This window comes from Chryseobacterium sp. HR92 (genome assembly GCF_045689405.1).
GTDB classification, from domain to species: domain Bacteria; phylum Bacteroidota; class Bacteroidia; order Flavobacteriales; family Weeksellaceae; genus Chryseobacterium; species Chryseobacterium viscerum_A.
The window spans coordinates 2530622-2555660 of record NZ_CP139139.1 but is presented as its reverse complement, the minus strand read 5'-3'; the positions used below and the strand labels follow the sequence as shown (position 1 = coordinate 2555660).

Here is a 25039-nt window from a genome sequence, read left to right as displayed (position 1 = left end):
ATCGTTATTATTTAAACATCCTTATTAATAAGAATTGACATCATCTCTTCTTAAAACTATAATAACTCCCATCTTCCTGCCTCTATCTTCCTTCCTTTAAATAAATCTTTTTGGCAAGCTGCCCAACCAGTCTGAGCTTTGCCTGTGTATCTTCCGACCACGGAAGTCCTATGCAGAGTCTCATACAGTTTTCAAACTGCTCCTGCAAGGTAAACATTCTTCCGGGAGCAATGCTTATGTTTTGCTTGATGGCCAGATCGTATAACTCTGTTGTCCGTATCTTCTTGTCAAATTCTACCCATAAAGACAACCCTCCCTGCGGACGGCTGGTTCTGGTGCCTTCCGGGAAAGATTCCGCAATGGTCTGAACATAGTTCTGATAATTGTTTTGCAGGGTTCTGCGGAGCTGTTGGAGATGTTTTTCATACTTTCCGGATTTCAGAAAGTTGGCCACAGCTTCATTCACAATTGAAATAGAGGACGTGGAGTGCAGGAGCTTAAGCTTCATGATTTTATCTTTATACCTTCCTGGAGCAATCCAGCCTACACGATATCCAGGAGCCAAAGTTTTTGAAATAGAACTGCAATACAGAACACTCCCGTCTTTATCAAAAGATTTACAGCATTTCGGACGGGTAGAGCCGAAATAAAGATCTCCATAGACGTCATCCTCAATGAGCGGAATGTTGTTTTCCGAAAGTATTTTTACAATTTCCTTTTTATTTTCATCAGGCATACAGCTTCCCAATGGCGAATTGAAGTTGGGAATGAGCAGGCAGATATCTATTTTAGGGATTACTTTTTTTAAAGCTTCAATTTCTATTCCGGTAGTAGGATGGGTAGGAATTTCCAGTACTTTAAGGCCTAATCCGTTTGCCAGCTGTAGAATTCCCGGGTAGCATGGACTTTCAATAGCAATGGTATCGCCGGGTTTTCCTAATGCCATTAAGCAGAAAGACAAAGCATTCATTCCGCCATTGGTAGTGATAAGATCGTTTTCACTCAGATTTCCTCCCCATTGTAAAGAACGTATGGCAATCATTCTTCTCAACTTCAGATTTCCCTGAAGTTCTTCATATTCTGTACCTCCTTCTTTTAATTCCCTGATGGCGTTTACGATTTCTTTTTTCAGTTTTGCCTGTGGCAGAAGATCTCCGGACGGAATACCAATAGAGAAAAAAGTAAGATCCTTTTTCCCCATATTTTCATATACCTTACTGATCAGTTCATCCGGTTCATCGTTATTGGCAATCAATGACGGACGGCTCACTTCCGGTAAAGGAAGTTTTGCGGATAATAACTGGCTTACAAAATAACCGGATTGTGGCTTGGATTCTACCAAAGACTGGGATTCCAGCTCCAGGAAAACACGTTTGGCTGTATTCATACTTACCTGATGTTCATGACATAGCATTCTTACTGAAGGTAACTTGTCTCCGGCCTTTAAAATACCATTCCTTATCTGTTCTGCAATTCCGTCTGCAATTTCTGTATATAAAAATTCTTTGTTCATATTTTAAACTGTGCTCATGCAAATATACAAAACTGATACTGTGTTTATCGAATTATCCTTTCTAATTTTGAACCATCAATTAAAAGTTTCGATAAAATGATAACAAAACAAATATCAAAAGATGAAAATATAAGTGGATGGATCAACGGCTTTATAGGGGTAGTGCTATTCAGTGGTGGTTTGCCCGCTACCAAATTAGCTGTAATGGAAATGAGTCCAACCTTTGTGACGATAGTTCGTGCAGCTGTGGCAGGGATATTAGCTCTTATTGTATTATGGCTGGGTAAGGAAAAGCGTCCTGTTAAAGAACAGTTAACTTCTTTGCTCTTGGTTTCTCTTGGCTGTGTGGTTGGTTTTCCGCTTTTGTCAGCATTGGCTCTTCAATACCTTACTTCGGCCCATTCTATTGTGTTTTTGGGAATGTTGCCTTTGGCAACTGCTGTATTCGGAGTAATGCGTGGTGGTGAAAGACCTCATCCTGTATTTTGGTTTTTTTCTATTGTAGGAAGTCTTTTAGTGATTGGATATGCAGTTTCGCAAGGGATATCTGCCTCACCCATTGGCGACATCCTGATGCTGCTTGCTGTTATTTTATGTGGTATGGGCTATGCTGAAGGTGCTAAACTATCAAAAACATTAGGCGGCTGGCAGGTGATTTCCTGGGCATTAGTACTAGCGCTTCCCATTATGATTCCTTTATTTTTTATTTATTTTCCTGATGATATTCAGAATGTCAGTTTTCAGGGGTGGTTTGGAATGGCTTATATTTCTCTTTTCAGTATGTTTATTGGTTTTATATTCTGGTATAAAGGATTGGCGCAGGGTGGTATTGCTACTGTGGGACAGCTGCAGCTGCTTCAGCCTTTCTTTGGTTTGGCGTTGGCTGCCTGGCTTCTTCATGAGCAGGTAAGTATGGGAATGCTTGGGGTGACCGTAGGGGTAATCTTATGTGTTGCAGGAACCAAAAAATTTGCGAAATAATTAAAATTATAACGCGTATAAATCTTTTTGCTATTGCCTATAGAAAGCCTCGTTTCTCTGTGAAATGAGGCTTTTAGCTTCATAATCAAAATGTTGCAGTAAATTTTTGTCTTTTAAAATTACGAAATAGTGAATATAAAATGGATTTGTTATTAAATGTAGTTTGATAAGAATAAAAGGAATGATAATTAATAAAAAAATTAACATTATTTAACCTTTTTATTGATTATTAAGGTTCGGTTTTTGCATACAATTTAGACGTTCCATAATATTTTTACTAAGAAGAAGAAGACAATTTCAAAAACAGTTATTATGGTAATCGACGAAAATATTTTGATTTCAGCGGGAGCAGAAACGAAACGCTATGCACCTTCAGAAACTATATTCTTTGAAGGGGATATTCCTAACTATTATTATCAGATTATTAAAGGAGAAATAAAACTTAATAATTATAATGAGGAAGGAAAAGAGTTTATTCAAAATATCTTATCAGACGGGGAAAGTTGTGGAGAATCTGTGCTTTTTATAGATAAACCTTATCCTGTAAACGCAGAAGCTATTTCAGAATGTAGTGTTTTAAGGCTTCATAAATCTGCTTTTTTCAATCTGCTTAATCAATCTCCGGAATTGTATATGGAGGTAAACAGCTTTCTTTCAGAACGTCTTTATTATAAGTTTATTATGATGCAGAGTCTATCATCTCAAAATCCTTCTATACGGCTTAAGGGATTGATGGATTATCTTAAAAGTTCTCAAAAAGACCTGACTCCTTATTCTTTTTTAATCCCATTGACAAGGCAGCAGATGGCGAGTCTTACAGGCCTTTGTGTAGAAACTGCTATAAGGACTATCAAACATATGGAGAGAAATAAAATTGTAAGAATTGAAAACCGCAAGATTTTATATTAGAATCAAATTCAGATATATGATTTTGTGATTTTTTTATTTAAAACCTGAAGAAGATATGAAAACAATAAGCTGCATGAATATTGATGAAAGTCTTCTGTACTCTTTTGGTGCAGAAGACAGGAACTATAAAAAGGGGGAATCGGTTTTTAGAGAAGAGGATCATGCACTTTATTACTTTCAGATCAGTGAAGGGAAAGTAAAACTTAATAATTATAATGAAAACGGAAAAGAATTCATTCATAATATTTTAGGCAAAAAGCAGAGCTTCGGGGAGGCAATGCTTTTCCTTGATCAGGACTATCCAATCAATGCCATATGTCTTGAAGATTCCCGAATTATAAGACTTCCCAAAAATAATTTCTTTGAAATGATCAGACAGCATCCTGATCTTTCCCTGGAAATGAACGCCTGCCTTTCACAGGAAATTTTTTATAAATTAAAGATGATGCAGAGCCTGGCATCACAAAACCCCATGCAGAGGCTGAAAGGCTTACTTGATTATCTTAAAAGTTATCATGATGAAGACTGCCATCAATGTTTCCATATTGCATTTACAAGGCAGCAAATCGCCAATCTTACAGGCCTGCGTGTAGAAACAGTGATCAGAAACTTAAAAAAAATGGAAAAGGAAGGCATGCTCTCTTTAAAAGATCGTAAAATTTTATATTAAATATGATTTTCATGACTCAGATCATAAAAAAGTGAGTTATTCTTATGTACATTTGAAATAACAGTTTTCAATACCATTCCTAAGATCTTCACTGAGATGGATATACAAAATATTCATTTTTGAAATTACCGTTTTGTACCCATTACGGGTTGTAATAACCAATACTATAAAATCTTAAACTTAAATAAGATACTTAAAATACCTTTCACACCACTCACAATATATTAATCATGAAAGCTGCTGTATTGATTTGTTCAGCAGCTTTTTTCAACCTCTTGTATTATAATTTTAAATAATACCTCTTAAAATAAATAATATGAAATTTCAACAGAACCTTCTCGATTATATAAGTCACTTTCTTGTAGCTGCTGATGAATCTATTTCAATTGCTGAAAGTGTTACCTCCGGTTGTCTTCAACTTGCTTTCTCTCAGATGCCTAATGCTCCTTTATTCTATAAGGGTGGAATGACAGCTTACACACTACCGGAAAAAGTAAAACTCCTTAAGGTAAACAGACCTGGGCCTGATGATCATGACGAAGCAGCAGAAGCTATTTCTCAGACTATGGCTCTCAATGTAGCAAAGATGTTTGAATCCGACTGGTCTATTTCTACAACCGGTTATTGCAACCCAATCATCAATTCCGGATACAAAGTTTTTGCCTATTTTTCATTTGCTTACAAAGGAGAAATTATTCTTACAAAAAAATTAGAACTGCATCCCAAGACCCAGGCTTTAAATGCCCAGCTATATTATACAGAATTTATTTTGGGATGTTTTAAAAGTGAGCTCAACAGAGTTTTAATTTTAAAATAAATGTAGAGTTCAGTGGGATTAATTGGACGTTATTATCTTAATTTTTATTTAGTTTTGGCTTTGTCTGCATGATCGCAAAGTAAGATGCTGTGAATGCGGAAAGACTTTGATATCCTACCTTATATGCCACTTCGCTTAAGGTGTATTGCCGGGTATCTATCAGTTCAATACTTTTTAAAATTCTTGTCAGCTGCAGGTATTTTTGTAAGGTAATTCCTGTTTCATTTTTAAAAATTCTCTGGAGACTTCTCACAGACATTTGCGCTTTTTCGGCTAACGAATCAATGTCCAGGTTATATTTAAAATGAGTATTGATATCATTACATACAGGAATCAGTCTGGTATCCGCAGGAACAGGGATTTCCAGGCCGCTGCTTTCTTTGCAGAAGTTAGGAAGGCTTTTTAAAATCGCTTTGAAAAACAGATCCTGTTCTTCATTTTCATCCAATGACTGGTTCCATTTTGAAGCATATAAAAGCATCTCTTTTAAAACAGGGGGAACAGCGAATACCTGTACATTCTGATAGAATTCATCTTCAAAAACAGATTTAAACAGAAAAAGCATCAGATTTACAGTTTGTGCTTCAGAGGTAATTTTGTGGGCTTTTTCTGAGGGAATCCAAATAACATGATGCTGGGGAACAAGATAAATTTTCCGATCGATGTGAAAATACTGATACCCTTCCTCCACAAACGTAAGCTGGGCACGGTGGTGCTGATGTTCATGATCATCATGTTTCCAGTTTTTATCGCACCATACGTAAGCTTCTTTTTCAATAGAATCTACAAACTGGTTTTCCGTTTTTTCAGTCAGGCCACATTTCATATTGTCGTTTTGTATGTATATTTTGGCAAATTTAATAAAAACGCCAATAGTAATTTTGTACTGTCAATGTAATATTTACATTATTAATAAAAATTACAACCTATATCTTATTCAGAATGAAAAAACTATGTCTTTTTTTTATTTTAATTTTATTATCTAATATCACCAACATTATGGCACAAAATAAAGCTAAAATATTGGTTCTTATCCATTCAGACAATGGTGGAACTTACGAACTGGCCAAAGAGATCGCTAAAGGAATTGAAAGCGAAAATAATGCGGTTTCTTATATCAAATTAGTCAAAGCATCTCAACATCCCAATCTGAAAAATCTGCCTGTAGCAACAGTAGATGAACTGACAGACTATGATGGAATAGCTTTTGGGTCACCGGTTTATTTCGGGAATATCAGTACGGGAATGAGCGAATTTTTATCTAAAACCGTTCAGCTTTGGACGAATCATGCTTTAGAAGGAGTTCCGGCTGCGGTTTTCATGTCAGCAGGAAGCGGAGCAGGAAAAGAACTTGCCCTTCAGGCATTCTGGAACAGTCTTGCTGTACACGGCATGGTACTGGTATCTAACGGAATTCGTGGGACAGAAGAACTGAATAAGGCTGTTCCACAGGGAAATACAGTTTTAGGCGTGACAAGTATGGCTTCTTTAAAAGATGTTGAGAGACCTACCAAAGGAGAGAGAAATATTGCTGAGCTTCAGGGGAAAAACTTCGCAAAAATAGCACTGGCATTGAAGGACACACGTCCGAAAAAAAGTACATCTATCGTTGAAAATCATCAGAACTTTAATGAAATACTGAAACAGAAAAATATTATGCTTCCACAAGTTCCTAAACCTGCAGGAAACTATCAGCCGTTTGTCCGTTCAGGAAATCTGGTATTTATTAATCAGGTTGCTTTGAAGGATGGAAAAATTCTCAATCCGGGAAAACTGGGCGTTGAAGTGAATGAACAACAGGTAAAAGATGCTACAAAAGCTACTATGCTGAACGTTATTTCCGTACTGAAAGAAGCTGTAGGAGGAGATTTAAGCAGAGTAAAGCAATGTGTACAGCTTACAGGAATTTTCAATACAAAAGACGATTATACAAAGCATGCAGATTTAATGAATGTTGCTTCTGATCTGACTGTTGAAGTTTTTGGTGAAAAAGGAAAACATGCCAGAGCTACTTTTGGAGCATCTTCTATTCCGGTTCATTCCTCTGTCGAAATTCAGGCGGTTTTTGAAGTGGAGTAAATTTCAATAAAAAATCTGTGGTTACTGATTTAGCCGCAGATTTTCTCATATCTATGCTGTATCAATCGTTCCCAAAAAAATTAGAAAAATTTAGCAAAAACCTCTGAAATAATAGGAATACTTTGCTCCAGCTGTGCTTCAGAAAGGGCTCCATAGCTCAATCTGAATCCATTTATATGATTCTGGCCATATTGTTTCGGATGAATGATCTTAATATTTTTTTCCAATAACTGAGCGGTCACAACATCCCAATCCAATGGTAATTTAGGAACAATCCAAAAAGCAAGTCCGCCTTCAGGCAGTGTGAAATCTGCAATATCTTTCATGTATTTTTTCAGTAATTCAAAAACGAAATCTCTTTTGTTTTTATAATGAACAGTTGCTTTTCTGATATGCTTTTTTACAGCCCCTTCTTTTATCAGCTGAAGAACGGCCTGTTCCATAATGACATCTCCGTGCACATCAATAATCTTTCTCAGATTACCAATTTTCATCAGGAGTTCCTGATTTGCCGTGGCCAGGTAACCGATTCTCAAAGCGGGTGCAACAACCTTACTTAATGTTCCGATATACACATAATTTTGAAGTTCCGGAAAACTTGAAATTGGCAGAATAGGGCGGTAGCCGAAATGGAACTCATTATCGTAATCATCTTCAATGATCGTAATATTATATTGGTTTGATAATTCTATTAATCTTAATCTCCTTGATAAGCTCAGGGTAACAGTAGTAGGATATTGTCTGTGAGGAGTAATGTATATTGCCTTTATGTTCTCATGCTTTGTCAGGAGCTTTTCAATAACTTCCATACTGATTCCTTCTTTGTCCACAGGTGCAGGTAAAAGCTGTGCTCCTGCATATTCAAAAGCTTGCCACGCAGGCTGATATCCCGGTTCTTCTACAATAACCCTGTCGCCGGAAGTAAAAAGGGTCTGGGCGGTTAAAAACATTCCCATCTGGCTGCCTCGTGTTATAGAAATCTCATGTTCATGAATATGCATTCCACGCTGATGGTTGAGCATCTGGGAAATCATTTTGCGGAATTCCTTATCTCCATGTTCGTCTCCATAACCCATCATCTGCCACTTTGCCTTAATGCTGAAAATCTGCCTGTAGGCTCTTGCAAGCTCTGTTACAGGAGCAATTTTACTGTCCGGATGACCATCATCGAAATTGATTAAAATTCCACCAGATGCTCCTTGCTGATGTTGAGAACTATGGAGGATCTCGGTATTTCTTTCATTTAAAAGAGGAAGTCTTTCCGATACAAAAATACCTTTCCTTTCTCTTGAAATCACCCATTCCTCATTGATCAGTACCTGATAGGCTTCTACCACAGTATTTCTGTTGATTTTTAAGGTTTGTGCAAGATTCCGGCTGCCAGGGAGTGCATCTCCTGGTTTTAATCTTCCTGAACGGATATCGCTAATGATTGTATCTGCAATCTGTAGATAAACGGCTTTATCAAGCTTTTTATCAATTTCTAATTCTAATTTCCAAGGGCGCAGCATCTGGACTATCTATTTATGTAAAAACTGAATCATTTGAATAGTCCAAATATAAAATAATTTTGTCATGCAATAAAGCACAAAACCATAATAATTTTAAAATCATGGATAAGAAACAATTCAGTTCTAAAGATTTCCACGAAACTTTTGCAAGACCAAAGTATGTAAAGCCAAGCCATTTAATTCATAAGAATGTAGAAAATGCAGGTGAACATAATCAGTTTTCGACAGAAAGGAAACATCCGGTTTTCTTTGTAGATCTTCCGAGTAAGAATGTAAGTATGACAATTGGCGGACTCACTCCCGGGCAACAAACCAACAGGCACCGTCATACATATGAAACAGTATTATTTGTAATAGAAGGGAAAGGCTGGACGGAAGTAGAAGATGAAAGGGTACATTGGGAAGCGGGAGATGCTGTATATATTCCTTCATGGGCATGGCACAAACATCAGAACCTAAGCGATACGGAGCCTGCCAAATATATTGCCTGTGAAAATGCTCCTCAATTGCAGAACCTGGGCGTTGCGTTGAGAGAAGAGGAAGGCAGAGATCTTTAATATCAATATATTAAACCATTAAGTGAATATTTGATTACATTTTATTGATGTCGGATATGATTTTTTTTTAAAGCATTCTCTCTTAATGGTTTCAATCTTCTAACTAACTATCTAAATTTTTAAACCAGCAAAACATGAAAAATGTTCCATTTAAAGGGATTATTGCCTATCCCATAACACCTTTTGATGAAAATGAGAAAGTAAATATTCCTCTTTTCAAGCATCTCGTAGAAAGGCTGGTAGCTTCCGGAAGCCATGGAATCGCTCCATTGGGGAGTACAGGTGTAATGCCTTACTTATCTGATGAAGAAAAAGAAGAAGTGACGGAAGCTACTTTGCAGCAGGTAAAAGGAAGAATTCCGACTCTTGTAGGGGTTTCAAATCTTACAACGGAAAAAACCATTCACCATGCTCAGTTTGCAGAAAAAGCAGGTGCTGATGCAGTGATGATAATTCCAATGAGCTACTGGAAGCTAACTGACGACGAAATTGTAACCCATTATGATGCTGTAGCAAGTAAAATATCGATCCCGATTATGGCATACAATAATCCGGCAACAAGTGGAGTAGACATGTCACCCGCCTTGTTGAAGAGACTTCTTGAAATTCCTAATGTAACGATGATTAAAGAAAGTACAGGAGATGTTCAAAGGATGCACGCTTTGAGAAGAGAATTGGGTGAAGAAGTGGCATTCTATAACGGTTCTAATCCTTTGGCACTTGCAGCATTCTCCGCAGGGGCAAGGGGCTGGTGTACAGCGGCTCCAAATCTTATTCCTGAGTTGAATATCAGCCTTTATAATGCAGTTGAGGACGGTGATCTTGAAAAAGCAAAAGCCATTTTCTATCAGCAGTTTGATCTTTTAAAATTTATTGTGAACAAAGGGTTGCCAAGAGCTGTAAAATCAGGACTTACAATTCTGGGTGAAGACGGCGGAAATTTGAGAAGCCCTTTAAAACCTCTTCAGGAAAAAGAAACTGAAGAACTAAAAAATATTCTTAACCCCCTTATTAATTAATGCAATCTTATGAAAAAATCCATTTTTTATCATGCGGGATGTCCTGTATGTATCAGCGCAGAACATGACATCGTTAACCTTATAGGTTTGGAAAACGTTGAAATTATCCATTTGGGTAATGATAAAAACAGAATTGAAGACGCTGAAAAGGCAGGAGTAAAATCTGTGCCAGCTTTAGTAGCTCCTAACGGGAATGTACTTCATATTAATTTTGGAGCATCTATAGAAGATGTGAAAAATTAGCATTATTAATCTTGTATAAACGGCTCAATTCCTTGAGCCGTTTTCTATATCTCATAGATTCCACGAATTACGCAGATAATTGTTGAAAGATCTGCATAGTCTGTGAGAGAATTTATGGTTTATTTTGAACCTTCTAAATTATTGCATTTCCTTCTACACCATCAGAATTATTGGTTTTATGCCCTGTTATTGCAGAAGCAACAAAACTGAAGAGGCTGACTAGTTTTCCTGCCTTGGTATCCCAGTAATAGGTTTCTTTAGGTTCTACACGGATAATGGTAACATTGGGATCATCCTTTCCGTCAAACCATGCTTTAGCCAGAGGAGACCATTTATCTTCTATGGTAGCTTTATCTTTATAAACAGAAGCCTTTCCGTATACAGAAAGATATTGGGAATCACTATTATTCATAAAAAACAGCTGTACTCTTCGGTCTTCTTTTATTTCAAAATTTTTATTGCTTGTTCCGCTGCTGATAAACCAGAGATTTCCATTATCATCAGTTTCCTGCAGAGTCATGGGTCTTGAATTAACAGGAACGGTTTCCAATTCTGTACAGAACATACAAATTTTTGCACTTTCTGACAATTCTTTGATTTTTTTAATAGCCTCAAGATGGCTGAGATTCTGTGTTGACATACTATAATATTTTAGGTGGTTGGTATAGGCTAAACCATTCAAATACCTGACCAAAAGGCAATAAAACGTGGTACCTGGGCTTGATTTCTTTTCAGAAACTAATGGAGATTTGTTTGAAAATCCAAGGATAGCAGAAGATATTGCTTATTATCTCTCGCAGATTTTACGGATAAATGTTATCTTTTTCTGCCAATAAGTTTTGCGTACATTTGATGGATGCAGATTTCACCGCCTAAACATTTGGCCCCTTTTATCAGGCATTATATCTTTTTGGAAAATTCTGAAAGAGATATAAGAAATTTACGGCTGTTTACTGATGGCAGTTCCGGACTTATTTTATCTGGTGATATAAATCTGTATTCCGGTATTTCAGAAGATCGGATGCCGCTTTCTTTTTTTTATGGAACTCTAAATGGTTATAAAGATTTCTTTTCAAAAGGAAAATTTTCTTTGATTGCCATTGTATTCCAGCCCTATTTTTTAAATGTCCTTTTAAAAACTTCCGCCAAAGAGATTAGAAATCATATTGTCTCTGCTGAAGATATTTTAAAGGATAAGCTGAAAGTATTTCAGGAAAAACTTTTTAAGAAAACTAATCCTCTGACCATTATCAATGAGCTGAATATTTTTTTTACTGAATTTTTATCCAAAACAATGAGTACGGATCATAATGTTATAGTGGCTACACAGCAGTATATTCTTCAAAACAGAGGGCTTGTGTCATCTAAAGACTTAGAAAAATTCACAGGATATTCTGAACGTCACCTGGAAAGGAAATTTGAATTTCATATGGGAATATCTCCTAAAAAATATGGCAATATTACCCGTCTTCATTACTTTTTAAGCCTTATCAATAAAGGTATTGATGATAAAAGTATGACGATGCTTTCTTATGAAGCCGGATATTCTGACCAGTCTCATCTTATCAGGGAATTTAAAAACAATATCGGGCTTACTCCCAAACAGTATTTGAAGACAGAAAATAAAATGGCTGTCAATTTCATTGAGTTATAAATCAATATGTCGGTTTTTTACAATTTTTGATAAGCGGAGTCATCTAGTTTTGCTTAAAAAAAATCAATGAATATTAAAATTTCAACCGCACAATTTGAAAATAAAAGCGGTGATAAAGCTTATAATCTTTCTGTCATAGAAAAACTGGCCAGTCAGGCCGCTTCCCAGGGATCTCATGTCATTGCTTTTCATGAATGTTCCATTACAGGTTACACTTTTGCACGAAAACTTTCTAAAGAACAGCTTCTTGATATTGCGGAACGCATTCCGGAAGGGGATAGTATTCAAAAACTGCAGGAGATTGCAGCTCAGAATGACATCACTATATTAGCCGGGTTGTTTGAAAAAGATGAATATGATAATCTTTTTAAAGCTTATGTATGCGTTGATAAAACCGGACTGAAGGCTAAGTACAGAAAGTTGCATCCTTTTATCAATCCTCATCTTAATCCCGGTAATGAATATTGTGTATTTGATATCATGGGCTGGAAGTGTGGTATTCTCATCTGCTATGATAACAATATTATTGAAAACGTAAGAGCTACCAGACTTCTTGGTGCAGAGATTATCTTTATGCCCCATGTCACGATGTGTACTCCTTCCACAAGACCGGGAGCCGGATTTGTAGATCCTCATCTTTGGGAAAACAGGATAGCAGATCCTACGTCTCTACGTCTTGAATTTGAAGGAATGAAAGGCAGAGACTGGCTGATGAAATGGCTTCCATCAAGAGCTTATGATAACGGAGCTTATATTGTTTTTTCAAACCCTGTGGGGATGGACGATGACCAGCTGAAAAACGGATGTTCCATGATTATAGATCCTTTCGGAGACGTGATTGCAGAATGCCGCTCGTGGGATGATAGTTTTGAGTCTGTGGTTATTACTCCTGAAAAACTTAATCAGGCAGGAGGATACAGATATATTAAGGCCCGAAGACCTGAGCTATACAGGGATATCATAGGGCAGGAGCATTCATCTGAACAAAAAGTTGTATGGCTGGATGATAAGATCGTTTAAAAATAAAAACCCTCCTGCGACAGAGATCTGAGGAGGGTTTATTTTATTGACGGATTGTTTTTTGAAGATCACTCCAGGCACCGCCATTATAAATATGTTTGAACCCTTTTTCTTTAAGGATATTTTCTGCTTTTACACTTCGAAGTCCATGTGAACATACTGTGATGTATGTTTTTTCAGGATTCAATTCTACATATCGTTCTCTGATGGTTCCTAATGAAATATTGACAGCTCCTTCTATATGTCCCGTTTTGTATTCTTTTTCAGTTCTTACATCAAGAATGACGGCTCCTTTTTTAATCAGTTCAGACAATCCGTTATCTAAGGTCTGAAGACGATAAATTTTATATACAACATATACTGTAATAGCTATGCCGCACATGATCAGAATACTTTTCATAGCTTGCTTAAAATTTTCCGGTCAATATAAAATGTTCCGAACGGGATGAAACAAGCCAGAATGATCTTCCAGGTTATTTCTTTGAACTTCCAGTTCTGTTCTACACCAATGCTCAGCGTATTGAACAGAAAGAGCAGGAATAATGTTCCATGAACGGGGCCTAACAGTCTCACCAGTAAAGGATTTCCCATCCAGTATTTCATAGGAACGGCAATGCATACTAAACTTAGCAGGGAAATGCCTTCCAGAATCGCCAGAACTCTTAGCCTGCCGATTTTTGTTTTCAATAAATCTATCATAATTATCTGAAATAAGGTCTGTTTGCTAAAGGAGAAAAGGGCCACGGAATTGCAATGAAAATAATGATCAATGCAACAGAAAACCAGATGCCCATGGTTTTGAATTTGTCCTTGTCTGAAAATTTTCTTTTGGCTAAAGCGGAACCAATAGTAATTATCACAACAGCTGTAATCATCAATGAAATATGAATCAGTCCGAAAAACAGGTGTTCAAAAGATTCTTTGGCTTCATTAAAATTTTTCCAGAAGTATTGGATCACAGGACTTTTGAAATAGAATATCATTCCGATAATTAATTGTACATGAGCTATGGTAGCTGTCCAGTGTCTCACAGAGTTATCTGTTCCGGTAAATTTCCTGTCTGAGGAATATCCCTTGTAAGAACGATAAATGGCATACATCAGGCTTATTAAAACCAGCCAGCGTGTTTGAGAATGTAAAAAAGTAAGGGTTTGATACATTGGGTATTTTTTAGAACAGAGCAAAGGTAAAACAAAAACATACTAAGTAGTATGTTTTTAAGTAAAAAATTATTGCAAAGTTTTAAAATAAGACTTAAGTCCTTTTAAATAAATTAGATATACCTCTTTAGAATTTTCAACTTTTCCAAGATTTCTGACTCCCCAATAACCGGAAATAACAAAAACGCTCACTTCTCTGGCATTTACATCTTTCTTAATGATTCCTGCTTCCTTACCTTTTTCAATATTTTCTGAGAAAGCACTTTCCCATTCTTTTGAAAGTTCATGAAGAGCCTGGGTAAAGGCAGTATGCCATGGTGCCATTTGCTGTACAAAATTAGAAGTAGGGCAGCCGTATTCAACCTTTAAAAAGTCATTTTCCATCAGGAGATTGTAGATGATCTCATAAATATTGTCCAGTGGGTTCTTGTTATTCTGAAGAGATTCAATAAAATTACGTCTGAAATTGGGCTTCATCAGTTCGTTGATAATGGCCAATCCCATTTCATCCTTGGTTTTAAAATGATAATAAAAAGCACCCTTAGTCACCTGAGTCGTTGCAATAATTTCATCAATGCTTGTGGTCTGAAAACCTTTCACATAGATTAATTCGAACGCTTTCTGGAGAATAGTAAGACGGGTTGCTTCTGATTTCTTCATTAAAATGACTGATTAATGTACAAAGGAACAAATTTTATACTTAAAATGAAACTATCATTATTCTGATATATTAGTGTTATTTAAATAATTTTTATAATACAATTATTCGTCGGAAATTTGCCTTGTCAATATCAACAAAATACAAGACAATGAATTATCAAAAAGAAATACAGATCAATACTGCAACACAGACTGCTAAAAAAGGTCTTCCTGCAGCTTTATGGGCATTAACGATTAGTGCCTTCGGAATAGGAACTACAGAGTTTGTAATTGTAGGGCTACTTCCTACCGTAGCCTCTGACCTTGGAATAACCATTCCTTCTGCAGGGCTGCTGGTAAGCCTTTATGCAATAGGAGTAGCTATCGGGGCACCAATATTAACGGCATTAACAGCAAAAGTTCCACGTAAAATGCTTTTGGTTTCCATTATGATGCTATTTGTTATTGGAAACGGTCTGGCGTCTATTGCTCCCAGTTTTATAACATTAGTTCTGGCAAGAATACTTACGGGATTGGCCCATGGTGTTTACTTTTCCATAGGTTCTACCATTGCTGCTTCGCTGGTTCCTGAAGAGAAAAGAGCAACCGCTATATCCATTATGTTTGCCGGGCTTACACTCGCCATTGTAACAGGAGTTCCGCTAGGAACTTTCATAGGACAGCATTTCGGATGGAGAGCTACTTTTATAGGCGTTTCAATCCTTGGAATCATAGGGCTGATAGCCAGTTTGTTATTAGTTCCGAACAATCTGAAAAATGGAAAAACAGCTTCTATAAAAAGTCAGTTTAAAGTACTGGGAAACAGACGTCTGATTTTTGCTTTTTTAATGACAGCGATGGGATATGGAGGAACATTTGTAGTGTTTACTTATCTGTCACCTATTTTACAGAAAATTACAGGATTTCAGGAGTCTACCGTTACTTTTATCCTTTTGATTTATGGAATTGCCATTGCCCTTGGAAACCTGATTGGTGGGAAAGTAGCCAATAAAAACCCGCTGAAAGCCCTTTTATGGATGTTTGCAGCACAGGGATTGGTATTACTTGCGTTTTATTTCACGGTAAGCAGTCCGGTTTTAAGCATCATTACACTTTTCCTTTTAGGAGCATTATCGTTTGCTTCCGTGCCTGGACTTCAGTTATTAGTGGTACAGATTGCAGAAAAGGAACTTCCTGGAACTGAAGATGTAGCTTCAGGGATCAATATTGCCGCTTTTAATATCGGTATTGCAATCGGGTCTTATGCAGGAGGAATGATTGTGACTTCATCTTTAGGATTGGAAAGTACACCATGGATAGGGGCTTTATTTCTGTTAGTTACAGTATTGATTACAGTGTACAGTATCCGTTTAAGCAAGAAAAATTAAGATTTTTATCTGAATTATCAATCCATGTCAAGGTTTTAAACCTTAACATGGATTTCAATGTAAAGAAACTTTCAACTTTTTAGTAAAACTCATTTCTAGCATCAAAATCTATTGGAATTACCTTAGATTATCAGATTTCATAAATCTCAGCATCTGTAAACACAAAAAATATACTGTTCTTAGGAAGGTTTTTGGTATTCAGCCCTGTAAATTCACTGAAAGCAGGAAGCAACAACTGGCTGCTGCTGAGAGCAAAGCAGGGAAGTCTGATATTTTTTACAGCAGAATTAAGGACAATTCCTGGATGAATGTGTCCGGTAATCTGGAATCCTGATCTGGTTGTATCAAAATTGTGAATAAAAGTAATATCATCTATTTCCAGCCACTCAGATTTGTGATGAAAGCACAGCTTTTTTTCCAGTACTTCTGATATCCGGTCATGATTTCCTTCAATAAGATAAAACTGTATATTGGGATATTGGTTTTTCCAAATACAGAATTCATCCACATCAGAATTGTCTCCGGCATGTAACAGATCACCAACTACAATAAATTTTTCGGGCTGAAAATATTCAATCAATGCTGATAATCTTTCCAAGTCGCTTTTCATAATATGATTGGCGAGAGCAATACCATTTTTGCGGAAATGTGCTGTTTTTCCAATGTGAAGATCAGAAAGAATAAGAGCCTTTTCTTTTTCCCAGAATGCTGCACGCTGATTAGTCAGAATGAAAGTATGGCATTGGACAGAAATGCTTTTGGTTGCTATAAACACGCTTTATAATAGAAAATTTAATGTTTAAAGTTACGTTATATTAATTGAATCAGCCGACCTTCCGGCTTACATGAAACTTTTCATCAAAAACATAAGTCAGAGGAAAGCCAGTAGCTATTTCTCTTTCTAAAATTTCTTCAGGAGAAAGATGTTCAAGATACATGATCAGTGCACGAAGGCTGTTTCCATGAGCCACAATCAATACATTTTCGCCTTTTTTTAATAGAGGTCTTATCTGACTTTCAAAATAAGGAATGACTCTGTTGTAGGTATCTTTAAGACTTTCTCCTCCGGGAGGCACAACATCAAAAGATCTACGCCAGGTATGAACCTGCTCATCACCATATTTTAAAGCAGTTTCTGCTTTGTTTAATCCTTCCAGGTTTCCGTAAGAACGCTCGTTTAACGCTTTGTCTTTGATGACTGGAATATTGGGGTTTCCTATTTCATTGAGGATGATGGATAAGGTATGCTGAGCTCTGACCAGTGCAGAAGTAAATGCGATATCTATTCTTTCTCCTTTTAACGCAAGACCTGCTTTTTTGGCTTCTTCAATGCCGGTTTCGGTTATATCAATATCTTTCCATCCTGTAAATCTGTTTTCCAGATTCCACAGTGACTGTCCGTGACGGACCAAGAACAATTTTTCCATTATTTAAATTTTTTACAACTTCTAAGAAGGTATACTCTAAGTTACGATGATTATTTAAACTTATCAAGAAAATTAACTTAGAATATTAGGCTAAGAATAAGATTAAAACGATAAGTTTTTTTATTTGATTTTATAAATTTTGGAATCTCGCAAAGGCACAAAAAGATTAACAGGACTAAATTTTATCGGAGATAAAATCTTTGCGCCTTAAAAAAGCTTTTATTTTAATCTTTTTGCGCCTTTGCGATGATCCAATATCTAATGACATTTTCCTTTAGAAAAGTAAACTTATACAAGAAAGTAATAGTTGTATTGATCATCATAGATCATTTATATCAGACAGTTTCAGCATTCTCTTAATCCTTGCATCCAGTCCCTCACTCGAAAGTGTCTGCCTTAAGCTGTCTACTTTGATCGGGAAGCTGAGCGGGGTAAAAGAACGGGAATGTTTTAGAATAATTTCAGATTTTTCAATCCGTTTAAATGCTTCTACCAGCCGCTGCTCCTGAAGCTGCATATTAAAGACTTCCGTATAGGCCTGTTTTATTAAAAAGTGATTGGAATCATGGTCTTCCAGTACTTTAAAAATAAGCCCTGCAGAACTCTGCAATGATTTATTGGAGCGTTGTTGCCCGGCATAGTTTTGAATCACCATTCCTGAAATTACTGCAATATCTCTGAATTTTCTCTTCGCCATTTCAGCAGAATTGATACTTGCAATCACATCATTCATCAGATTATCTCTGGTTAAAATCAGGTGCAGATTATTTTCATTAAGCGGAATTTCTTTATCACTGAACAGCTCGAATCCGTAATCATTCATTGCCATTGAAAAGGAAATAGGGGCCAGTTTTGAGATACGGTAAGCAATCAAAGCTGCCATTACTTCATGCACGAGACGGCCTTCAAAAGGATACATAAACAAATGATATCCTTCACGGTTTTTAATCATTTCGACAAGAAACTCATCTTCTTTGGGAATATGGGAATTTTTTTCCTGATTGATCAGTAAAGGATGCAGAAATTTAAGCTCTTTTTCAGAAGTCCTGGGGTTTAAGGCATGTGACAATTTTTCTCTTAAAAAGTGTCCCAGATTGGTACTTAGAGGCAGTCTTCCGCCAAGATAACTGGGAACCAGAGCTCTTCCTTTGGCTGCTCTTACATAAACAGTCATATCTTTGATAATGACAACCTCAAGCGTACGTCCGGCGAGAATAAACTTTTCTTCTTTTTTTAATTTTGAAATAAAATATTCTTCAATCATTCCGATATACCCCCCCGAAATAAATTTCACTTTCAGCATGGCATCACTTACAATCACGCCCATATTCATTCTGTGGAGCATGGCTATCTTTCTTGAAGTAACTTTATAAAGGCCATCGTCCATAATAACGATCTTGTGGAATTCTTCATAGCTTTTCAACACGCTGCCGCCAATGGTAAGGAATTCCAGAATGCTTTTCCATTCTTCGTCCAGCATTTCCTGGAAGGCATATACTTTTTTGATTCTTTCATACAGCTCATCAGGATAAAAACCATCACCAACAGCCAGTGTCATTAGAAACTGAACCAGCACATCGAAACATAAAACCTGTGGCTCTCTGGGCTCAACAACTTTCTGTTTTACGGCTTCTTTTAACGCAGAAACTTCAATCAGTTCCAGAGAATGGGTGGGAACACAATAGATTCTGGAGGTTTCAAAAGGAGAATGGCCACTGCGTCCGGCCCTTTGGAGAAACCTCGCAACACCTTTGGCAGATCCTACCTGAATAACAGTGTCTACTGGTTTAAAATCAATTCCAAGATCGAGGGATGAAGTAGATACTACGGCTTTTAATTTTCCGGAGCTTAAATTTTCTTCAATCCAGATTCTTAAATGGGCATCAATGGAACTATGATGAATTGCAATCTGGCCTGCAAAATCAGGATGGGCATCCAGCAAAAGCTGATACCACATTTCACTTTGGCTTCTGGTATTCGTAAATACAATTGTGGACTTCGATTCAAGAATAATCGGGACAACTTTATCTGCGAGTTTGTTTCCAAGATGTCCTGCCCAGGGTAATATTTCGATTTCGTCCGGAAAAACCGGGAGAATATCTATTTTTTTGTGCTCTTTAGCTGTAATTTTTGTTTTTTTAATATCATACGGAATAAGAACTTCCATAGCTTCATCCAGATTTCCAATGGTAGCTGTAATGCCCCAGATTTTAATTTTCGGAACATATTTTCTAAGCTGTGAAACGGCTAGTTCTACCATGACACCACGCTTTGAGCCCAGTAATTCGTGCCATTCATCCACAGCTACACATTTCATATCTCTGAAAAAGGTTTCATGATTTTTCTGAGCAAGAAGTAAATGAAGACTTTCAGGAGTTACAACAAGAATTTCAGGCATCTTTTTTACCTGTTGTTGCCTTACCTTCGGATCAGTATCTCCGTTTCTTACGCCTACAGCCCAATCAAGTCCGATGTCGTCAATTGCTTCCTGCATTGCCTTCGCAATATCTTTGGACAGAGAGCGGAGAGGTGTGATCCAGATCATTTTCAATCCTTTTTTGTATTGCTCAGGATGATTCAGGAAATCTGAAATTAAGGCTAAAAAAACAGAAAAAGTTTTTCCAAAACCTGTCGGAGCCACTACCATTCCGCTGTACCCATTTCCAAACTTCTTCCAGGTTTCCAGCTGAAATTTAAAAGGGACAATCTCTTTACCGGTCATCCATTGCTGAATGATCTTAAATCCATCGGTATGTTCAAAAGCAGCCAATTCTATTTTTATTTAAATTTTTAACGCAAAAGAGCGCTAAGTTTTTATTTGATATTGTTTAATTTTCGATCGCAAGGGCGTTTCACTCAGCAACGACAATATTTTTCTATAGCTGAACAGAGTGCCGTTGCGATCGAAAAATATTACGCTATCATAAAAAGTCCTTGCGCCTTTGCGTTAAAATATTATTGTATTAATTTTTTTATTTCTTCAAGAGAGTCGATTTCATCTACTGTTTTGTCTTTCCGCCATCTTACAATTCTTGGAAACCTGAGGGCTACACCACTTTTATGACGGTTGCTTAAGCCTATGCCTTCAAAAGCAATTTCGAAGACCAGTTCTGCTTTTACTGTTCTCACAGGTCCAAATTTCTCAATGGCATTTTTGGTCACAAACCGGCTCACTTCCATTATTTCTTTATCTGTCAACCCAGAATAGGCTTTGGCGATGGTCACCAGATTATCTCCGTTTTTTACGGCAAAAGTATAATCGGTGTAATAGGCACTTCGTCTGCCGCTTCCTTTCTGAGCATAAATAAGCACTGCATCAATGGTAAACGGATTGATTTTCCACTTCCACCAGTCGCCTTTTTTTCGTCCGGAATGGTAAGGAGAATTTTTTTGTTTTAACATTAATCCTTCACTGTTTATGTCTCTTGAATTTTCACGAAGAGCATCCAATTCTTCCCATTTTTCAAAATCCAGACTTTTGGAAATTTTGATGTTTTGGGGATTTTCATTCAATAATAATTCTTCAAGCAAAGCTCTTCTTGCAGAGATGGGTTTTTCTCTTAGATCATTATTTTCAAGCTCTAGTAAATCATATGCAAAGACTTCTATCGGAATTTCCGACAGCATTTTTTTAGTTAAAGTTTTTCTGTTTAATCTTTTTTGTAATTCGTTGAAATTTAAAATTTTACCATCTTTTACTGCAAGTATTTCTCCATCTATCACAAAATTGCCTTTCATGGCTTTTACCACTTCTGCAATCTCCGGAAATTGTTCTGTTACGAGTTCTTCACCTCTTGACCAGATGAAGACTTCATTGTTTCTCCGAATGATCTGTCCGCGTATTCCATCCCACTTATATTCTACCAGCCATTCATCCGGATTTCCCAGTTCTTCAGTTTCTTTTTCCAAAGGATAGGCAAGACAGAAGGGGTAGGGTTTTGAGTTGTCGGGATTTACATTTTCTGCATCAATAAGTTCTTTGAAGGAAACTTCATCCGGCAGCCATTTACCCATTAAACTGTGCATCAATGCGCTAGATTCCTGTCCCGAAAATTTGGTCAGTGCATTGATTAATGTTTTGTCTGATACTCCAATCCGAAAGCTTCCGCCAATTAATTTATTAAAAATCAATCGTTCCGTATAGTCCAAACCATTCCATGAGTGCAATACAAATTCTTTTTTTTCTGTATCTATTTTCCCTTTTAAACTGACAATATCGTTCATCCATTCTGATAATGAACGGTCTATTTTTTCCTGTGGTGGCGGAAGAATTAATGATAACGTTTCTCCAAGATCTCCTACCGAAGAATAAGATTCCTGAAACAGCCAGTAGGGTAGTTTTGTGATTTCCAGAGCCCATTCTTTCATGTAATTGGTATTCACATTTCTTTTGGGTCGCTTCCCGGTAAATAAGGCAATAAACCACACTTTATCTTCATCAAGAGCACGTTCCAGATAATCGATGATGGCATCAATTTTAGCATTGGTCTTATTGGTGGTTTCCAACGCGTTGATAAGGTCTGCAAAATGTCTCATGATTCCGGGTTTTCAGATTTTTCTTCGTCATCGCCGTAAAGTGTTTCTACAACATCGGCTTTAATTCCGATTTCATTCAGATATTTTGAAAAGACCTCCGTTTGTCCGTGGGTGACGTGCACAATCTCAGCTTCCGTTGCTTTTACGGTCTGGAGCAATCCCTTCCAGTCTGCATGGTCACTCATTGCAAAGCCTGCATCTGCACTCCGCCATCTTCTGGCGCCACGAACCTGCATCCAGCCGGAGCATATTGCTGTGGCCGGATCTGGAATTTTCTTAATGATATTACTGTCTAGTAAAGCAGGAGGAACAATAACAATTTCATGTTCCATTTCTTTCGGTCGTTCTCTGAAATCTGCAATTGTATATTCGGGAAGATTAATTCCTGCTGTTTCAAAGGCTTCATTCAGTTTTCCGATAGAATAATGGACGTATATTTTTCCTAATTCTTCCACCGCCTTCATAATACGTTGGGCTTTTCCTAAAGAATACCCAATAAAGACTGATGTTTTATTGTTTTCCTTATTCTTCAGTACCCAGTTCTGAAGCTTTTTATTTAAATCCGGAACTTCAAGCCAGTTGTAAATGGGAAGTCCAAAAGTACTTTCTGTGACAAATTCATTGCATTTTATCAGCTCGAAAGGAGTGCTCAGTCCGTCATCCTGTACTTTATAATCCCCCGAAATAACAGTCACATACCCTTTATATTCAAGTCTGATCTGTGCAGAACCAATAATATGTCCTGCAGGATGAAGAGAAAGCTTTACCCCATTGATAATTATAATTTCTCCATATTCCAGACTCTGGCATTCGATATCAGTTCCGATTCTCTGATGCAGAATAGGTTTGGTAAAATGGTGACAAAGATATTTTTTCATTCCCCAACGGGCATGATCGGCATGGCCATGGGTAATAACCGCTATGTCAACAGGCCTCCAGGGATCTATATAGAATTTTCCCAATGGACAGTAAATTCCTTTTTTTGTAAATGTGATTAATTTCAATGGTGTGGCTGGTTTTTATAGAATAAGCTTCAAAAACTTAACCAATTTATAACAAACTGTTTATTTTTTATCGATTAAAAAGTGAAATATCAAGCCAACTTTCAGTTGTATGAATGAATATTTATAATAGGGTTCGGCTAAAGCCAATGATGATATTTTTTTATTAAATGGGCTAAAGCCCATTTCTATTGATATTCTGTAGTGTTAAAAATAATGTCAGGAAGGATTACAACAAGATTTAAAAGCATATACAAGCTGTTTCGAATAGAAACAGCTTGTATAGTTTATTTTTAATTCAGCACATCATTTACGAAGTCAATCCATTGATAATCCGGAATTGTTTTATCTATAAAATAATCGGGTTGAATTCCTTTTCCGTCAATGGCCATATCCGGAATACGGAAGCTCTTAGAGAGTGAATATCCGAGTTTGAATTCATTGCAGGGAGAATTTACGAAATACATATTGGAAATATCCAAAACACCGGCTGTTGTGGTTCCAAAAAGCTTTACTTTTTTGCTTTGTTTGGCTGCCAGTAAAAATTCTTCCGCTGTACTGCCATTCCCTTCATTAATGATAATTCCTACGTTCTTTGGATAAGGTGTAATTTTATCCATTTTATTGATTCCTACAATATTTCCATCATCCTGTAGACTTACAAATTTGCCTAAATTCTTGCTTAATTTATCGTAAGCCTTCTTCAGATATTCTCTTTCTTCAACCGGCATTCCATATTTCTGGTAATTATCATAAAAGTCTAACATTCTCTGATTATTCAGTTTTGTAGAATAAAGCTGCGTTCTGACACTTCTTATAGGATTTGTGTAGAGATATGGAATAATTTTAGAAAAACTGTTATCACTGCCGCCACCATTATATCTGATATCAATAATGAGGTTTTCTGTACTTTCAATTTTAGATTGATTGGCTGTAATGACACTGTCAATATCTTTTTTCAAAGCACCATTGAATGAAGGGATTCTCAAAAGCAGAGTAGTTTTATTAAGCTCTTTCAGGAAAGGTTTTTGAGCCAAAATCGCCTGATAGTAAGTTTCAATTCCTTCTTCTTTTTCAAATTTCGGGGAAACTCTCTTCATGGTAAAATCATTAATTTCCAGATAGTTTTTTCCAACAAGTCTCATGTTATGAATTTCCTGTCCAGTCTTATTTCTCAGATAATAAGTTCCTTTAGTTTTATCAGCGTTAAAAGTCAGTTTTAATTCATAAGGTTTCCAGTTTTCTGCTCCGGATTTAATGATAAAACCTTTGTAGACGTCTCCAAATTTTTTAATTCCTATTGTATATGGATCAACTTCCCAGATTCCTTCAATATCTGTGTCTTTTTTAGAGACAACTTCTTTTTCAAATTTTTTAAGATCTAATTTTACCGTTTCTGTTTTACTGTCTATCGCTGAGACTGCTGGCTGAGGCTGGGCCTGCTGGTTATCTTTTTCGATCATTTTGATAGAAATATGACCAGATCTGAAGAATTTAAGCCATTCATAAAGGGTCTGTTGGCATTCTGTATCAGATTTTACATTTTTAATTTTGCTCAGAAATTCATTATTATGAGCCTGATAAGCCGGAATTCCTTTTTTATCAATCATATATTGATACCCGGCATCATTTTCCTCGAATGTTTTTTTTACCCATTGAAAGTTGCTTTCACAAGTACAGTTTTGAGCAAAGCTAAAAGAAGAGGAGGATAAAAAAATTAAAAAGAGTGTCTTAATTTTAAGCATACATGGTTTTTTTAGTTTGAAAGCTACAAATCTAACGATAATTCTATTTTTTTATGATTTTAAAAGAGCATTTATTTAGCAAGAAATTACTTTTTTACTTGGTTATCTGAACTTTTCAGCAATATAAAATTGAACGCTGCAGCAATATTAAACTTCCTGAAATCTCAGAA

At 36.6% G+C, this 25039-nt stretch carries 25 protein-coding genes; 11 read left to right on the top strand and 14 right to left on the bottom strand.

Translation table 11 applies throughout. From position 1 onward, the window contains the following. Nucleotides 1–82: 82 nt before the first annotated feature. Complete coding sequence (locus SFA27_RS11535) at nt 83–1513, bottom strand: PLP-dependent aminotransferase family protein (protein ID WP_047374902.1); 1431 nt, start codon at nt 1511–1513, stop codon at nt 83–85. A 96-nt stretch (nt 1514–1609) separates the two neighbouring features. Between SFA27_RS11535 and SFA27_RS11530 the strand changes: the two genes are divergently transcribed. The 4 genes from SFA27_RS11530 (at nt 1610) to SFA27_RS11515 (ending at nt 4890) form a co-directional block, all read left to right on the top strand. Continuing rightward, complete coding sequence (locus SFA27_RS11530) at nt 1610–2494, top strand: DMT family transporter (protein WP_407298143.1); 885 nt, start codon at nt 1610–1612, stop codon at nt 2492–2494. Nucleotides 2495–2806: 312 nt separating this feature from the next. Beyond that, the gene (locus tag SFA27_RS11525) at nt 2807–3403 is read left to right on the top strand and encodes a Crp/Fnr family transcriptional regulator (protein ID WP_047374899.1); all 597 of its coding nucleotides are present in this window, start codon (nt 2807–2809) and stop codon (nt 3401–3403) included. Nucleotides 3404–3458: 55 nt separating this feature from the next. Next, entirely contained in the window at nt 3459–4073 is a 615-nt protein-coding gene (locus SFA27_RS11520; RefSeq protein ID WP_052184585.1) for a Crp/Fnr family transcriptional regulator, read from the top strand. A 316-nt stretch (nt 4074–4389) separates the two neighbouring features. Further along, nucleotides 4390–4890, top strand: a complete 501-nt coding sequence (locus SFA27_RS11515; protein ID WP_407298142.1) for a CinA family protein — start codon at nt 4390–4392, stop codon at nt 4888–4890. 37 nt (nt 4891–4927) lie between these two features. Here the strand turns inward: SFA27_RS11515 and SFA27_RS11510 are convergent, their stop codons facing one another. Continuing rightward, nucleotides 4928–5716, bottom strand: a complete 789-nt coding sequence (locus SFA27_RS11510) for an AraC family transcriptional regulator (RefSeq protein WP_264517975.1) — start codon at nt 5714–5716, stop codon at nt 4928–4930. Between the two features lie 173 nt (nt 5717–5889). Between SFA27_RS11510 and SFA27_RS11505 the strand changes: the two genes are divergently transcribed. After that, entirely contained in the window at nt 5890–6969 is a 1080-nt protein-coding gene (locus SFA27_RS11505; RefSeq protein WP_407298141.1) for an Atu1372/SO_1960 family protein, read from the top strand. 80 nt (nt 6970–7049) lie between these two features. Here SFA27_RS11505 and SFA27_RS11500 read toward each other — a convergent pair whose 3' ends face one another. Next, a complete protein-coding gene (locus SFA27_RS11500; RefSeq protein WP_407298140.1) occupies nt 7050–8480 on the bottom strand; it encodes a PLP-dependent aminotransferase family protein in 1431 nt (476 codons plus the stop codon). Nucleotides 8481–8581: 101 nt separating this feature from the next. Between SFA27_RS11500 and SFA27_RS11495 the strand changes: the two genes are divergently transcribed. The 3 genes from SFA27_RS11495 (at nt 8582) to SFA27_RS11485 (ending at nt 10299) form a co-directional block, all read left to right on the top strand. Beyond that, complete coding sequence (locus SFA27_RS11495; RefSeq protein ID WP_034698222.1) at nt 8582–9037, top strand: cupin domain-containing protein; 456 nt, start codon at nt 8582–8584, stop codon at nt 9035–9037. A 134-nt stretch (nt 9038–9171) separates the two neighbouring features. Beyond that, nucleotides 9172–10056: a dihydrodipicolinate synthase family protein gene (locus SFA27_RS11490; RefSeq protein ID WP_264517973.1), complete on the top strand. Its 885-nt coding sequence runs from the start codon at nt 9172–9174 to the stop codon at nt 10054–10056. Between the two features lie 9 nt (nt 10057–10065). Then, a complete protein-coding gene (locus tag SFA27_RS11485) occupies nt 10066–10299 on the top strand; it encodes a hypothetical protein (RefSeq protein ID WP_047374883.1) in 234 nt (77 codons plus the stop codon). 133 nt (nt 10300–10432) lie between these two features. On the opposite strand, the gene SFA27_RS11480 is transcribed toward SFA27_RS11485, so the two are convergent. After that, nucleotides 10433–10939, bottom strand: coding sequence for a pyridoxamine 5'-phosphate oxidase family protein (locus SFA27_RS11480; protein WP_047374882.1), 507 nt, complete (start codon nt 10937–10939; stop codon nt 10433–10435). A 216-nt stretch (nt 10940–11155) separates the two neighbouring features. On the opposite strand from SFA27_RS11480, the gene SFA27_RS11475 reads away from it, so the two are divergent. Then, the gene (locus SFA27_RS11475) at nt 11156–11953 is read left to right on the top strand and encodes a helix-turn-helix domain-containing protein (RefSeq protein ID WP_407298138.1); all 798 of its coding nucleotides are present in this window, start codon (nt 11156–11158) and stop codon (nt 11951–11953) included. Between the two features lie 66 nt (nt 11954–12019). Next, the gene (locus SFA27_RS11470; protein ID WP_407298137.1) at nt 12020–12973 is read left to right on the top strand and encodes a nitrilase family protein; all 954 of its coding nucleotides are present in this window, start codon (nt 12020–12022) and stop codon (nt 12971–12973) included. A gap of 43 nt (nt 12974–13016) precedes the next feature. Here SFA27_RS11470 and SFA27_RS11465 read toward each other — a convergent pair whose 3' ends face one another. The 4 genes from SFA27_RS11465 to SFA27_RS11450 form a co-directional block, all read right to left on the bottom strand. Next, nucleotides 13017–13373 carry a rhodanese-like domain-containing protein gene (locus SFA27_RS11465; protein WP_047374875.1) on the bottom strand — a complete coding sequence of 119 codons (357 nt, stop codon included), beginning with the start codon at nt 13371–13373 and terminating at the stop codon, nt 13017–13019. Beyond that, on the bottom strand, nt 13370–13672 hold the full coding sequence (locus SFA27_RS11460) for a DUF3817 domain-containing protein (RefSeq protein WP_047374873.1): 303 nt from the start codon (nt 13670–13672) through the stop codon (nt 13370–13372). Before SFA27_RS11460 ends, SFA27_RS11465 begins: the two co-directional genes overlap by 4 nt. A 2-nt stretch (nt 13673–13674) precedes the next feature. Then, a complete protein-coding gene (locus tag SFA27_RS11455; protein ID WP_047374872.1) occupies nt 13675–14133 on the bottom strand; it encodes a hypothetical protein in 459 nt (152 codons plus the stop codon). A 69-nt stretch (nt 14134–14202) separates the two neighbouring features. Further along, nucleotides 14203–14793: a TetR/AcrR family transcriptional regulator gene (locus SFA27_RS11450; RefSeq protein WP_407298136.1), complete on the bottom strand. Its 591-nt coding sequence runs from the start codon at nt 14791–14793 to the stop codon at nt 14203–14205. 149 nt (nt 14794–14942) lie between these two features. Between SFA27_RS11450 and SFA27_RS11445 the strand changes: the two genes are divergently transcribed. Then, the gene (locus tag SFA27_RS11445) at nt 14943–16160 is read left to right on the top strand and encodes an MFS transporter (protein ID WP_407298135.1); all 1218 of its coding nucleotides are present in this window, start codon (nt 14943–14945) and stop codon (nt 16158–16160) included. 130 nt (nt 16161–16290) lie between these two features. Here SFA27_RS11445 and pdeM read toward each other — a convergent pair whose 3' ends face one another. The 6 genes from pdeM to SFA27_RS11415 all read right to left on the bottom strand — a co-directional run bounded on the left by pdeM (nt 16291) and on the right by SFA27_RS11415 (nt 24869). Further along, the gene (pdeM, locus tag SFA27_RS11440) at nt 16291–16935 is read right to left on the bottom strand and encodes a ligase-associated DNA damage response endonuclease PdeM (protein WP_407298134.1); all 645 of its coding nucleotides are present in this window, start codon (nt 16933–16935) and stop codon (nt 16291–16293) included. 49 nt (nt 16936–16984) lie between these two features. Then, complete coding sequence (locus tag SFA27_RS11435; protein ID WP_185097808.1) at nt 16985–17587, bottom strand: 2,3-diphosphoglycerate-dependent phosphoglycerate mutase; 603 nt, start codon at nt 17585–17587, stop codon at nt 16985–16987. Nucleotides 17588–17906: 319 nt separating this feature from the next. Next, nucleotides 17907–20357 (bottom strand): ligase-associated DNA damage response DEXH box helicase, encoded by a 2451-nt coding sequence (locus SFA27_RS11430; protein ID WP_407298133.1) that lies wholly within the window; start codon nt 20355–20357, stop codon nt 17907–17909. Nucleotides 20358–20542: 185 nt separating this feature from the next. After that, nucleotides 20543–22123 carry an ATP-dependent DNA ligase gene (locus tag SFA27_RS11425; RefSeq protein ID WP_407298132.1) on the bottom strand — a complete coding sequence of 527 codons (1581 nt, stop codon included), beginning with the start codon at nt 22121–22123 and terminating at the stop codon, nt 20543–20545. Next, nucleotides 22120–23127 carry a ligase-associated DNA damage response exonuclease gene (locus tag SFA27_RS11420; protein WP_407298131.1) on the bottom strand — a complete coding sequence of 336 codons (1008 nt, stop codon included), beginning with the start codon at nt 23125–23127 and terminating at the stop codon, nt 22120–22122. The genes SFA27_RS11425 and SFA27_RS11420 overlap by 4 nt, the downstream gene beginning before the upstream one ends. A 290-nt stretch (nt 23128–23417) precedes the next feature. Next, the gene (locus SFA27_RS11415; RefSeq protein WP_407298130.1) at nt 23418–24869 is read right to left on the bottom strand and encodes a S41 family peptidase; all 1452 of its coding nucleotides are present in this window, start codon (nt 24867–24869) and stop codon (nt 23418–23420) included. Between the last annotated feature and the right edge of the window lie 170 nt (nt 24870–25039).